The 14,232-nt window shown below is 63.1% G+C and carries 6 protein-coding genes; 5 read left to right on the forward strand and 1 reads right to left on the reverse strand.

Annotation, left to right across the window (positions count from 1 at the left end; all coding sequences use genetic code 11):
• Positions 1-53: 53 nt before the first annotated feature.
• The 5 genes from FX984_RS18860 to FX984_RS18880 all read left to right on the forward strand — a co-directional run bounded on the left by FX984_RS18860 (position 54) and on the right by FX984_RS18880 (position 12,649).
• Positions 54-4,616, forward strand: a complete 4,563-nt coding sequence (locus FX984_RS18860) for a coiled-coil domain-containing protein (RefSeq protein ID WP_146476938.1) — start codon at positions 54-56, stop codon at positions 4,614-4,616.
• 48 nt (positions 4,617-4,664) lie between these two features.
• Positions 4,665-5,657 (forward strand): AraC family transcriptional regulator, encoded by a 993-nt coding sequence (locus FX984_RS18865; RefSeq protein ID WP_092355932.1) that lies wholly within the window; start codon positions 4,665-4,667, stop codon positions 5,655-5,657.
• 142 nt (positions 5,658-5,799) lie between these two features.
• Complete coding sequence (locus tag FX984_RS18870) at positions 5,800-6,831, forward strand: histone deacetylase family protein (RefSeq protein WP_146476936.1); 1,032 nt, start codon at positions 5,800-5,802, stop codon at positions 6,829-6,831.
• Positions 6,831-7,922, forward strand: coding sequence for a polyamine ABC transporter substrate-binding protein (locus FX984_RS18875; RefSeq protein ID WP_146476934.1), 1,092 nt, complete (start codon positions 6,831-6,833; stop codon positions 7,920-7,922). Before FX984_RS18870 ends, FX984_RS18875 begins: the two co-directional genes overlap by 1 nt.
• A gap of 113 nt (positions 7,923-8,035) precedes the next feature.
• Positions 8,036-12,649 carry a dermonecrotic toxin domain-containing protein gene (locus tag FX984_RS18880; protein WP_146476931.1) on the forward strand — a complete coding sequence of 1,538 codons (4,614 nt, stop codon included), beginning with the start codon at positions 8,036-8,038 and terminating at the stop codon, positions 12,647-12,649.
• Between the two features lie 3 nt (positions 12,650-12,652).
• Here the strand turns inward: FX984_RS18880 and pdxR are convergent, their stop codons facing one another.
• Complete coding sequence (gene pdxR, locus FX984_RS18885) at positions 12,653-14,194, reverse strand: MocR-like pyridoxine biosynthesis transcription factor PdxR (RefSeq protein ID WP_146476929.1); 1,542 nt, start codon at positions 14,192-14,194, stop codon at positions 12,653-12,655.
• Between the last annotated feature and the right edge of the window lie 38 nt (positions 14,195-14,232).

The raw sequence follows: 14,232 nt of genomic DNA on the forward strand, positions 1-14,232 counted from the left end.
CCCGAGCGAACACCTCGGGCCGTTCCCATCAACCGGCAAGACAGGGATGCCCCATGACCACGCCCATCTCAATCGCTTCACAACAGCCACTGGAATTGCTCACCCAACTGTTAACAGGCCCGTCGTTCAGGGAAGTGGCGGCGGTGTTGTTGCGCCAGGCACTGCAGGCCCGCTACCCCACACTGGCAATCGACCCCGATATCTGCCTGATCGGCACCCCTGGTTGGGAGATCATCGACGAACAGGCCTGCGCCACTACCACCGCTTACCGCACACTGAGCGACAGCCTGACCGATCAGGCCGTGCTCGGCGAACCGACCCTGTACATCGAAGGCGAACACTTCCTGACCCAACAACCGCTCACCGAGCCGCCAACCCATTTGCCGGTGCGCATCGGTGACATCGCCCATCTGCTCAATACCCTGGCCCCCGTCATGCTCACGGCCTGGCAGGAGCAACAACTGGCGTTCTGGAACAAAAGCAACGGCAGCGGCCCCCATTGGCATCAGCTGTCCAACTCATTGCGCGGGGTGTGGAATGTCCGGCAGGCACCGGGCTGGAACGAAAGCGACTGCGCCATGGCGCGCCAGTTGTTTCACGCGCCCACCTACGATGTGCGACGGCTCGACGACCCATACACCAGCCACGCCTACCTGCTCGACATCGATCAGGTCGACGGCGCGCAGGTGACCCACCTCAACCGGCTCGCGCTGTCGGTCCTGATCGGCAAGCAGGCCGGGCGAGACGTTATCCTCACCCACTCGCTGCTCAAGGGCTATGAGAAGTTCACGTCCCTGGCACAGCTGGGCCGAAGCCTGCCCGCTCGCCTGGACACCTCGGCGCCCCGCACACAGTTGCAATGGCGCCTGTTCGAACCTGACGGCAATTTTTTCGATTACCAGGCCTGCAGCCTGATTGCCTTGCAGGTCGAGGCCATCGGCAGCCTGGATTTCTCCGACCTGCGCCACCCGGACACGGCTCCGCCACCCGGTGCCACCGAGTTGACCACCGGTCCCGGCCCCGGCCGCGAGTGGTACCAGCAGGCGCTGCCGGGCTGGCTGCAGGAGGCGTCGACGTCCGACCTGAACTTCTATGCGCGGCATCTCAAGGACCTCGCGTCCCTGAACAGCAGCACCGGCGGCAAGTTGTATCAGGACGATATCCCGCCCATCGAGCAGTACGCGCTCAATCACCTCAAGGCGGAAATCCTCAAGGACCATCCGCAAGCCGGTGCCCTGGCCTTGGATACGCTCACCCTGAAAGTCCAGCAGCCGGTGGTGTGGGGGACTTTCACGGTGCCCGGCATGACCGAGACCACCACCTTCAACCTCGCCGAACTGGCGCTGCACAACCTGATCGCCATCCCGGTCGGCAACAAGACCTTGCAGCTGCATAACGGCCAAAATCTGCCGGACTGGCTGACCGTCGAGTACATCGAGAGCCTCATTTCCCGGGTGGACATCGGCCGGAACTACCCGGCGCTGATCAAAAGCAAGCTGCTGGAAATCCCTCGCGAGGCCTCATCGCGAAAGAACCTCTACATCCAGCACCTGCGCATCCAGCTGCCGTTGCTGGCCCTGCAGGGCAAGATTCAGCAACAGGATGGCATCGATGACCGCGGCTATCGATACGTCGCCGCCCTGATGCAAGCCGAGGCCTCGGATCACACGGTAGACGGGCAGACCATCGTCATGCGGCCTCTGGCGTTCATCCCGCAACGGCGGGACGACGCCGCTGCCGATGAGGTCGAAAACATGTACGTCATCGGCCCGCAAGATCCCGCCGCCGGCCCCTGCCTGCTCTATCGACCGCTGTTCACGCCGGCCCTGGTGCAATACCCGTCCCCGGCCAACCTGATGTACGCCATTGCACAGTCCCCCGACCTGCGCCGTTCGGTGCTGGCCTGGTTGCCGGACAGCGCGCGCGATGCTTACGCCAACTATGTGTTCCCGGGAGAATTGCCTTCTCCCTGGGCCGTCGCCGATTTTCTGGTGGACGCCTCGACACTGGAAACCATGAGCGGCCCCATCGGCCTGGGCAAAGACCCACTCAAGGGTGACCTGCTCGCCGGGCTGTTTGAAGCCAACGCCCAGGCCCTGGTCAAGCTGGCCGACCGCCAGTCGACCTCCAATACCGAGAACCGCTGGGCGACCCTCAAGCAAACAGGCTGGACGCTCCTCAATGCCGCGCTGCCCTTTACCAGCCCCAGCGTGGCGACAGGCCTGTGGATCTGGCAGATCGTCGATCAGTTGCAACAGTTTGTCGGGGCCACGGAGCAGGATGACACCGCGGTCCAATGGACCACTTTCACCGACGTGCTGCTGAACCTGTCGATGGCGATTACCCTGCATATCAGCACGCGCCTGCGTCCCCGCGGCGCTCGGCCCGAGCGGGAATCCAGGCCGACCGAGCCCTCGGCAGGGCAGCGGGTCGAGATCAAACAGCTGGGCGCCATCGCCGGCAATGAAAGCCCACCGGGTCACACTCCACTGCTGCATACCAGCGGCGCGCTCAATCGGTCGGCCGCCACCCTGGGGCGGGTGCTGGACCGTTTCAAAGTCAGCCAGCCTGGCGCAGCGAGCAGCGTCGACACCCGCCCGGGGCCGACCCGCCACCTGACCCGCGTCGCCGAGCGTCTCTACGCACAGGTCGGCGAGCGCTGGTTTGAAGTGAGCGCGGACGACGAGGGCAACGTGGTCATCATCGACCCCCGGCAGCCGGATCGAACCGGACCGCCGCTGATTCACAACGCCGCCGGCCAATGGTTCGTCGACACCCGCCTGCGCCTGCGCGGCGGCGGCCCCAAGCGCATGCTCAACAAAGCCGAAGCGGAAGCGACCCTCAAGGCCGCCGAAGTACGGGCCAAGCTCGAGGCCTTCGAAAACGCCAAGAAGACCGCACAAAGAGCGCTGCAACAGGCCCGCCAGGCCATGACCGACGTCTCCGGTAACGCTGCAGAAGTCAAACGCCAGCACTACATGGACACCCTCGACCAGCAGAGCGCGGATTACGAAGCGGCACTGCAACACCTCAAGACCCTGAGTGTGTTCACCCCGGTCCCCGACTACCAGCAAAAAGCCCTGGGTTATATAAGAGCGCAACTGGAGCTTACCGAAGCCGCGATCAGGGAGGCCCAGACCACCTTCACCCCCCAGCTCAGGGTCGTGCTTGACCAGCTCGAACACCCCGACACCCGGCACCCGGCGCGGTACGTCGAAGACGCGCGACAAATGACCGAGATGAGTGAAGACATGATCACGCGCCTGGACTACACCCATGCGCGCTTCACTCAACTCAAGGCCCTGGCCAAGGAGGGCGTGCAGTTGATCCAGAGCGCCAGGAAAAAACTGCCGGCCTACACCAGCATCGACCTCAAGGCCCTGCAGATAACCCTGGCGCGCAGGTTGTGCCTGCCGGAGGACAGCGCGACCCGTGCACCCCAGGCCTGGGCCAACCTCAATGAGATTGTCGACAACGCCGATCTGTCGGTCCAGGCCCTGCGCGACACCCTCAACGAACGCAGCGAGGCGCGGCTGGACGAACGCATCGAATCCCTGAGCAGCCTGATCGAACAATTCAAGGTCCTTGACGAGCGCCTGGAGGACTTCTCCCAGGAGTTTTCCAGCCTGACCCACCTCTCCCCGCTGGAACGCCTGCGCAAACAGGTCAAGGATTTCTCCAGGCAGGCCTTGACCCATCTGTCCCAGCTGCACGCTGAGCGGGACATCCTGCGCAATCGGCCCACCCCTCCACCGACGCCCCCCAAGCCCTTGAAGAAATTCATCCATACCCGTTACAACGGCGTGATGATCGGCGAGCCCCGCCTGACGGCGGTCGGCCTTGAAACCGATCTGGTGGATATCAAGTCACCGCTGACCCGACAGGTCATTGCCACCTTCCATGAGAAAAGCCCCAACGTCTGGGTGCAACGGCTGAGCCCTGCACACACCGAGCAGGCGGTGCCCGAGCTTCAGTCCAGCCTCGGACAGGGCCGCACGCTGCTGGACGGTTTGCCCGCGTTCAAGCAACGGGCCATCGAGCAAACACGCCAAGCCGGGCGCACCGCCGTCGGCATCGAATACCTGTACCACCGTCACGCGTTGCTGCTGGAAGAAACCAGCCGGCACATCGAGCAGGCCCTGGCCGACAGCACCATCACAGCGGATCAAACCCAATCGGCAACCGCCCTTGGCAAGCAGCTCAACGACGCGGCACAGGACCTGTACCGGCGCGCGTCCGAGAGCATGACGCGCATGATCAAACAGCACCCCCCAACCACCAAAGGCGTCGAATGGCTGAGTGAGCGCGACGAGATCGTCATCAAGAAATCCGTGAGGCGTCGCCGGCTCAAAAGCAGCACACCGGACTACCTGGACGAATACATCATCACCGAGCGCGCGACCCATCAAGTGCTCTGGTACGCGCACTTTCATTATTCGACCGACTGGACGCCTGCCAAGGCCTACCTGAGCGCACGGTTGAAAACCACCCATGAATATCGACAAGGCTCGGCGGCCGACTCGGTCAAAGGCCTGAACGAGCAGCAGCAAATCGACTATTACCGCAGCGAGATCAGCCTGGAGGCGGCCAAACGGCTATTTTTTGACCACAAGTAAGCGGCACACTCCTTGCTGCCTCTGGGCAAACCCTGGCAGGACTCCCCCATGCTGCACTCGCACCTGACTACGCTCAACGCCGTCTCCCTGGTACTCGACACCTTCAGGGACGAGGGCGTGAGCCGCGACGTGCTGCTGGCCGGCAGCGGTATCTGCGGCGCCGACCTGAACCGCGCCGACACGCGCATCACCACCAACCAGGAGATGCGCGTATGTGCCAATGCCGTGGCCCTGCGCCGCGATATCGGCCTGGAGTTGGGCCGGCGCATGCACGTGTCATCCTACGGCATGCTCGGCTATGCGCTGCTGACCAGTGCCACCTTCGGTGACGCTTTGCGCCTGGCCCTGCGCTATCCGGCGCTGTTGGGAACACTTTTCGAGCTGAGCCTGGAAGACGACGGCCAGCGCATCTGGTTCACCGCCGACGGGTATCGGGAAAACCCGGCGCTGGCCACCTTCAATGTCGAGTTCTGCCTGGTGTCGTTGAAGGTCATCTGTGACGATCTGCTGGGCCATGCCCTGCCGTTGCTCGGTGCGCGTTTCGAACACCGCGCCCCCGACTATCGCGCACGTTATGCCGAGCACTTCGATTGCCCTCTTGCCTTTGCCGCCAGTGCCAATGCCTTCGCTTTCGACCGGCACTGGCTCGACCAGCCGTTGCCGCTGGCCGACCCCATCACCCACCGCGCCATGGGCGAGCGCTGCCGCAAACAGAACACCGAATTCACCGGGCGCCAGGCCTGGCTCGGCCGGGTACGCCAATTGCTGGCCGCCCAATTGAACGCCGCCCCCGGCATCGATGGCCTGGCCGGGCAGATGAACTGTTCGCCGCGCACCTTGCGCCGGCATCTGCATGACCTGGGTTGCAGCTATCAGGAACTGCTGGACGAGTTACGCTTCGAGCGGGCCAAGCAGTTGCTGGGCGAGGACCAACTGCCGATCTATCGCATCGCCGAGCAGTTGGGCTTCAGTGAAACCGCAAGTTTCAGGCACGCCTTCGTACGCTGGAGCGGCGTGGCACCGAGTCAGTTCCGCGCTTGAGTCGCATGCCCCCACATGGGGCGAATAACGGACACAGGCTTTGGCCATATTTATCCCCTTTTGGCCGCTCCTGCCGTTCTCCAAACCTGCCCACGCCGCAACACTGCAAGGCATCCCAAGCAGCCTGCGGAGAACAACAACAATGCTGACGATCTACTCGGACGATCATCATCTGCACCACGGCCGTTGTGAATTGATGGACGGGCAATTGATGCCCTGCTTCGAAATGCCCGCCCGCGCCGACCATGTGCTGCAGCGGGTCAAGGACCGCCAGCTCGGCCCGGTGCAAGCGCCGCAGGACTTTGGCCTGGCCCCCTTGCAACGCATCCACAGCCGCGAGTACCTGGATTTTTTCAAAGGTGCCTGGGCCCGTTGGGTCGAGTTCGGCCAGGACGGCGACCTGCTGCCCTATACCTGGCCCGCCCGCACCCTGCGCGCCGTCTTGCCCACCAGCCTGCACGGCCAGTTGGGTTACTACAGCTTCGACGGCGGCGCGCCGATTACCGCCGGCACCTGGCAGGCGGCCTACAGTGCGGCGCAGGTGGCGCTGACCGCGCAACAGGCGATCCAGCAAGGCGCCCACAGTGCCTTCGCGCTGTGCCGGCCACCGGGACACCACGCCGCCGGCGACTTGATGGGCGGTTATTGCTACCTCAATAACGCCGCCATCGCCGCCCAGGCATTTCTCGACCAGGGCCACAGGAAGGTTGCGATCCTCGACGTGGATTACCACCACGGTAACGGCACCCAATCGATTTTCTATGGGCGTAGCGATGTGCTGTTCACCTCGATCCACGGGCATCCGGAAGCCGAGTTTCCGTTTTTCCTCGGCTATGCCGATGAGCTGGGCGACGGGGCCGGAGAGGGTTTCAACTTCAACTATCCGTTGCCGGCCGGTTCGGGCTGGGACACCTGGAGCGCCGCACTGGAACAGGCTTGCCAGGCGATTGAGGGCTACGGCGCCGACGTCATTGTGGTGTCCCTGGGCGTCGATACGTTCAAGGACGACCCCATCTCGCAGTTCAAGCTCGACAGCCCCGACTACCTGGCCATGGGCAGGCGTATCGCCCGCCTGGGCAAGCCGACGCTGTTCGTGATGGAAGGCGGCTACGCGGTAGAAGAAATCGGCATCAATGCCGTCAACGTGCTCGAAGGTTTTGAGGGGACTGCCTGATGAATATGCTCAAGTCGCTTGTGCTCTGCGCCGCCGTATTAAGCACCGCCGCCCACGCTGAAGAGAAAACCCTGCGGGTCTACAACTGGTTCGACTACATCACCCCCAAGGCCCTGGAAGACTTCAAGGCCCAAAACCCGTCGATCAAGTTGGTCTACGACATCTTCGACACCAACGAAGCCCTGGAAGCCAAGCTGCTCACCGGCAATTCCGGCTATGACGTGGTGGTGCCATCCAATGTGTTCCTGGCCAAACAGATCGAGGCCGGTGTGTTCCAGGCCCTGGACCGCAGCCAGTTGCCGAACTGGAACCACCTCGATCCCAAGTTGATGAAGCTGATCGAGGCCAACGACCCGGGCAACAAATTCGCCGTGCCCTACATGTACGGCACCATCCTGATCGGCTTCAACCCCGACAAGGTCAAGGCCGCACTGGGCGCCAATGCACCGGTGGACAGCTGGGACCTGATCTTCAAGGAGGAGAACATCAGCAAGCTCAAGCAGTGCGGCGTGGCGCTGCTGGATTCACCCTCGGAGATCCTGCCCCTGGCCTTGCAGCACCTGGGCCTGGACCCCAACAGCAACAACCCCAAGGACTATGAAAAAGCCGAAGCCTTGCTGCTGAAGATCCGCCCGTACATCACCTACTTCCACTCCTCCAAGTACATGGCCGATATTGCCAACGGCGACATCTGCGTCGCCGTCGGCTACTCCGGCAGCTTCTCCCAGGCCGCCAATCGCGCCAAGGAGGCCAGGAACGGCGTGATCGTCGACATGCGCCTGCCCAAGGAGGGCGCGCCGATCTGGTTCGACATGCTCGCCATTCCCAAGGGCGCGAAGAACCCCCAGGACGCCTACACCTTCATCAACTACCTGCTGCAACCGCACGTCATTGCGCCGATCAGCGATTTTATCGGCTACCCCAACCCGAACAAAGACGCTACCGGGCAGGTGGACCCGGCGATCCGCAACAACCCCAACCTGTACCCCACCGAAGCCGCGATGGCCACGCTCTATACCTTGAAACCCCTGGGACGCGACGCCGAACGCGCCAGGACCCGCGCCTGGTCCAGGATCAAGTCCGGGACCTGAGCAAACGTGACCGGGAAGTGCTTCCCGGCCACGATGACTTATCTACCGACCGCCCGGCCGCAGCGCCAATTACCTTGCAGCTCTTCATGCCGACCCAGGCCAAGGAGCTGCAGATGCCCAACGATTCACCCCCTAGCAACAATCGCCCGCCCAGCAGCTATGAGCTGCTGACGCAACTGAGCGTCGGCCCGTCGATCCGCGACGTCGCCGCCAACCTGTTGCGTTCGTCCCTCATGGAGCAATACCCGACACTCGCTATCGACCCTGACCTGGCCATGGTCATCACGCCGCGCTGGCGCATCGTTGGCGATGTCATCCAATCCGCACCCGCCACCGCGCAATCGCTGACCTCGGTGCTGGCCAACCAGGCCCTGGCGCCCGAGCCGGTGATCTATATCGACGGCGAACACTTCCTCACCCTGGAGCCCGAGGCCAAGCCCGCCGTGCACCTGCCGGTGCAGATCGATGCCATTGCGCGGCTGATCAATGAGCTGGCGGCGCTGATCTTTACCGCCTTCCAGGAGCAGCAACTTGATTACTGGAACGCTTCCAACGGCCTGGCGGGCCCACGCTGGCAAACGCTCTCCCATTCCCTGCGCAAAGTCTGGAACGTCACCGCGCAGGACGGCTGGGATGAACACGATTGCGCCATGGCCAGGACGTTGTTCCACTTTCCGGACCGGGCCAAGCGTCGGAACTTCGACACATTCCAGACACACGCTTACCTGATCGATATAGATGGCCTTAAAAACAACCGCTCCACTCACGTCGGCCTGTCGGATATCGCGGTGCTGATCGGGGTACATGAGCAACGCCAGCGGGTCCTGACGTATTCGCTGATCAACGGCTACGAGAAATTCGAGTCACTGCAAAAGCTCGGCGAAGCCTTGCCCGCGGCACTGACTCAAGCTGATGGGGAGGTAACCGTGCAATGGCGATTGTACGAACCCGCCGGGGATTTTTTCGACAGCCTGGCGTGCAACCTGATCGCCCTGCAATTGCAGGCCATCGGGTCAATTGGCTCCGCCGACCTTGAAGCCCCCGCCACGGCTGCCGTCACTGGCCAGGCCGTCGCGCGCATCCTGCCGGTGATTGAAGACTTGAGCGATCACTCATTGTCGAGCATCCACCAGATCCACGAGCAACTTCCCGACTGGCTTGCCAATGCCTCGGACCTGGACGTATCGACCTACAGCCGTTACGTGATCGAGCTGGCGGAACTGCATACCCACAACCACGGGCAGTCTTTCCAGGACGGTATCCCGCCGATCCGCGACTACGCCAGGCAGCAACTGCAAAACCGGATCAAGGCCCATGCAAATGGCGCGAGCCTGAACCTGGACAAGATAGAGATCAGCATCGAAAGCCCGGTGCTCTGGGGCACCTTCGTGCTGCCCGGAACCAGTGACATCACCCGGCGCAGCCTGATCGACCTGGCCCTGGAAAACCTCACCGGGCTGCCCACCGGTACGCCCAGCGTGCACTACAACGGCGGCGAGGGGCCGCAATGGCTGACGTACAACTACCTCAAGGACGTGATCGAAACCCTCGACATCGGTGAACGCTACCCGACGCTGATCAAACACACCCTGCTCGACGACCCCGTTCAATCGAGGCTTCGGCAAACCCTCTACACCTCGCACTTGCGGGTGCAACTGCCACTGCTGGCCTTGCAGTGGAAGATCCAGGGCCTGCACGGCATCGATGATCGCGGTTATCGCTATATCGCTGCCGCGGTGCAGGCACACGCCCATGAACGGCAGGTCGAGGGGCAAGAGATCGTCATCCGGCGCCTGGCGTTCATTCCCACCCTGCGCACCAGCCAGGCGCAGGATGGGGTGGCGAATATGTTTGTGATCGGCCCCCGCGACCACACACAGGGCCCGTGCCTGTTGTACCGCCCACTGCTGGAGCCGGTGCTGATCCAGTACCCGTCACGGCAAAACCTGTTGTATGCCATCAAGCATCACCGCACCCTGCGCGACTCGGTGTTGGCCTGGCTGGCCGAAGATGTGCGCTTCAACTACGAGCAGTATGTCTTCCCTGCCGCATTACCTTCGCCGTGGACCGTGGTGCGCGGGTTGGTGGAGCCGCACGTGGTGGTGCAAATGAGCGGCCCCCTGGCCTTGAGCGATGAAGTGGTGGGCAACGACAGCCTGGCGACGCTGTTCAGGGACAACGCCAACGCGATGGTTGAATTGGCGACGCGGCAATCGGTGTCCAACGCCCGGAAACGCTGGGCAAGCTATCGAGAAGCCGGCTGGCTGATTTTCAGCGCGGCGTTGCCATTCATGGGCCGCACCGTGGGCATCGCGGCCTGGATCTGGCAAATCATGGACGACCTGCAGGCGACCGCCCAGGCGGAGCCGGAGCCTGACGGGCAGGTGTCCTGGACAGCCCAGGTGGATCTGCTGCTCAACCTGGGCATGGCCCTGGTGCTGCACGTCGCCCTGCGCCATCCGCCGCTGCGAAAGACGCCCAAGGCCACGCTGCCGAAACAGGAAGCCACCCCGACCCAGGCGCCTGAAACCAGACTGCCGCCGGAGCACCGGATCCCCGTGATGCGCCGCCCCGACTTGCCCGACGCCGAACCGCCCGCTCGCCATCAAGGCCCGCTGTACAACAGCGGCGCACTCCAACGTTCTCCGACAAGCCTGGGGGCCACACTGGACCGCCTCAAAGTGGCCAGGCCCGACGGGCTGGGGGAAGCCGTCAAGGAAACAGGGCCGCACCTGCATCTCTATGCGCTTGCCGATAAATGGTACGCGCCGGTGGGCGCACGCTGGTTCGAGGTGGCGGTGGATGAGCACGACAATGTCATGATCGTCGATCCGGGCCGCCCCACTCACATCGGCCCGCTGCTGGTGAGCAACCTGGCCGGGCAATGGTTTGTCGACACTCGCCTGCGCCTGCGCGGTGCCGGTTTCAGGAATCGCCGGCAATCGGCTCGCGGCAAAGTACCTTCGCGGATCACCGACCTCCGGCAGAAACTCAACCAATTCGATGCTGACGAACGGCGCGGGCAAGCTGAAGTCGCCCAGGCCCACGCCGCGATAGACCCGGTGCCCGGGCCCTCCTCCGATCGCCAGCGCCAGGCGTTCCTCGACAAGGTCGACAGCCGCCTGGCCGACTATGACGTGCCCATTCGCCAGTTACGTTCGCTGAATGTCATCGATTCGGTACCCAACTACCAGAGTTCGATGATCGACTACCTGAACAAACAACTGCTGCTGACCCGCTCGGCCATCGCGGAACGCTTGCCGGTCTTTCGCGACAAGTTGCTGGTGTCGGTGGAAGACATGGAAGCCCTCACCTCCCTGGACATCAAGCAGCGTAACGAGATCGCACAGACGATGGCGAAGCTGAACCTGGATATGATCAACCGCATGGAGTATGCGCAGTCGCGCTATCGCCAGTTGGAAAGCCTGGGCATAGAGGGTGCCAAGGTCATCCAGACCAGCGTGCAGGCCCTGCCCGACTTCAAGCTGCACGACCTCAAGGCCATGCAACTCACCCTCAGCCGCTACCTGTGTATTGGCGAAGGCAGCGGGGAGGCCTTCACCGACGCCCGTGCGCAACTCAATGACATCGTGGATAACGCCGATCTCACGGTGCAAACGTGGATCGAGACCCTGGTGGAAACCAGCATCAGCGACCTGCACGAGCGTATTGAAGTGCTCAACAGCCTGGTCGACCAGTTCGCGATTGTCGACCAACGCCTGCTGGACCTGCACGCCGAACACCCGGAACAGGTGCAGCGAGAACCCCTGGAAAACCTGCGCCAACGCATCGATGAATTCAACCAACAGGCGGTGCATGAGCTGGCGCTGTTGATCAGGCAACGAAAAGCCCTGGAGCCCAAGCCTGGCCCATCAAAAGCCCCCCCGACACCCAAGCGCAAAGTCATCAAGACACGCTTCAACGGGGTGGTGGTGGGCGAGCCCCGTGAAGCCGAAAGCGGCCTGGTGGACGTCAAGGCCCCGGTGACGGGCAAGCTCATCGCGACCTTTCACGAAAAAACCCCTGGGGTCTGGGTTGAACGCCAGAGCACACCCTCAAGCCCCCGAGAGCCCCAGGTGATCGACCTGGGCACCAGCATCGACACCGCCCAGAGCCTGCTGAATGAAGAGCCCGCCGCCACCCTGCGCACCCTGGACCACGCGAAGAAAGCCGGGCGTATTCCGGTGGAAATCGAAGAGATGTTCCACCAGTACGCCGCACGCCTGGAACACGCAATGGCCACGATCGAAGAGGCGCTCACCCGGCTCAACCTCACGGAAAGCGACCGCCCGCCCGCCGCCGCCCTCAACCGTCGCCTCAATGACGCCGCACAACGGCTATACGAAATGGGCACAAACACTCGCATCAGCATGACCAAACAACAACCACCCACGGCGGCACGGGTGGAGTGGCTGCACAGCCAAGGCCTGGTGAAAATCGCCAAAGTGGTCACGCGGCGGCGGCTCAAGGGCCCCGGCAAAAACTACCTGGACGAATACGAGGTGCGTGATCACCAGACCCATGCGGTGCTCTGGTATGCGCACTTTCACTATGAGTCTCCCCAGGCGGCGCTGGAGCACTACACCGCCGGCCACCTCAAGACCCGCGACCAGCAGAAACTGGGGGGCGCTGTGCACCGCACGGGCTTGAGCGACCGTGACCAGATCGCGATTTATCGCAGTGAAATCAGCCCGATCCTGGCCCGCTCGTTGTTTTTCCAGACCTGACCGTCAATCGTGCTGCCAGGCTCTGCGCAAAGCGGTCAGGGCCTCGGCAACGGCCGCCTCGGGTACGGCGGCAAACCCCAGCACCAGGCCGGCGCGCTGGTCTGCCGGAATGGTGGAGTGCGCCAGCCAGTAACTGCTTAAACCATTGACTTCGACGCCCACGGCACGGGCCTGCTCAAGCAGCTGTTGTTCGCGGGCCAGGCTGTCCACGCGCACGGTCATGTGCAGCCCTGCGGCGATAACGGGCAACTCGCCCACCCCCGGCAGACCGCGCGGCCACCCGGCGAGCAAGGCATTGCGCCGGCTCAATGCCGCGCGCCGCATCCGGCGGATATGCCGCTGGAAGTGCCCGGCCGCCATAAACTCGGCCATCACCGCCTGGGTACTGACTTCCGAGTGGCGCATATCCACCGCACGGCGCCGTGAGAAAGCATCAACCAGGCCTGGCGGCAACACCAGATAGCCCAGGCGCAAGGCCGGGAATGCGACTTTGCCGAAGGTACCGACGTACAGCACGCGGCCGCTGCGGTCCAAAGCCGCCAGCGGCGCCAGGGGGGCGCCGCTGTAGCGGTATTCGCCGTCATAGTCGTCCTCCACGATCCAGCCGCCGGTGCGCTCGGCCCAGGCCAGCAACTCCAGGCGCCGCGCCAGGCTCATCACCACGCCCAGCGGATATTGGTGGGAGGGCGTGACATAGGCCAGGCGGCAATCACCCAAGGTATTCAGGACCTGGCAATCGATGCCGTCGCTGTCCACCGGCACGCCCTGCAGGTTGGCACCGGCCAGGGCGAACGCGTGACCGGCGGCCCGATAGCCCGGGTTTTCAACCGCCACCCCGTCACCAGGCTCTACCAGCAACTGTGCACAAAGGCTGATTGCCTGTTGTGCACCGCTGGTGATCACTATTTGCTCAGCCGTACATTGCATGCCCCGTGAGCTGCGCAGGTAAGCGGCGATCAAGCCGCGCAGGCGGCTGTCACCCGCCGGGTCGCCATAGCACAGCTGCGCCAGGTCCGGCTTGCGCCAGAACGCCCCGTTGAGCTTGGCCCAGACCTCGAAAGGGAATAGATCGAAGGCTGGCACGCCCACGCGAAATGCCTTGGGCGGACCCGCCGGCGGCTGTGGCAAATGGTTATTTTGCACGCGCCCCAAGGCCGGCCTGTGGATAACTTCGCCATTGAGGTGTTGCGGCAATTCCGTCCATTTTGTGGATAAGTCTGGGGATAAGCTTGTTGATAAGCCTGTGGATACTTTTGTGGATAGTTTTTTTGCCGTGGGTAATTGGGCGACATAGGTGCCGTCACCCACACGGCCTTCGATAAACCCCTCCGCGTACAACTGATCGTAGGCGCGCACCACGCTGTTTCGGGAAATCAACAGCGCAGCGGCCAGGTCACGGCTGGCGGGCAGGCGCGTACCGCTGGCCAGGCGCCCATCCAACACGCGCTGACGCAGGGCTTCATAAAGCTGGCGCGTCAGGCCTTGGCGTCGATCCAGCTCGATACCGGCAGGGTTGAAGGACAGCGGCGGCGAAATGGGCGACATCATATTGGACCTATGAAATTGGCCGAAGATGGCTCTTA

The organism is Pseudomonas marginalis, from assembly GCF_008692035.1.
Taxonomy (GTDB): Bacteria; Pseudomonadota; Gammaproteobacteria; order Pseudomonadales; family Pseudomonadaceae; genus Aquipseudomonas; species Aquipseudomonas marginalis.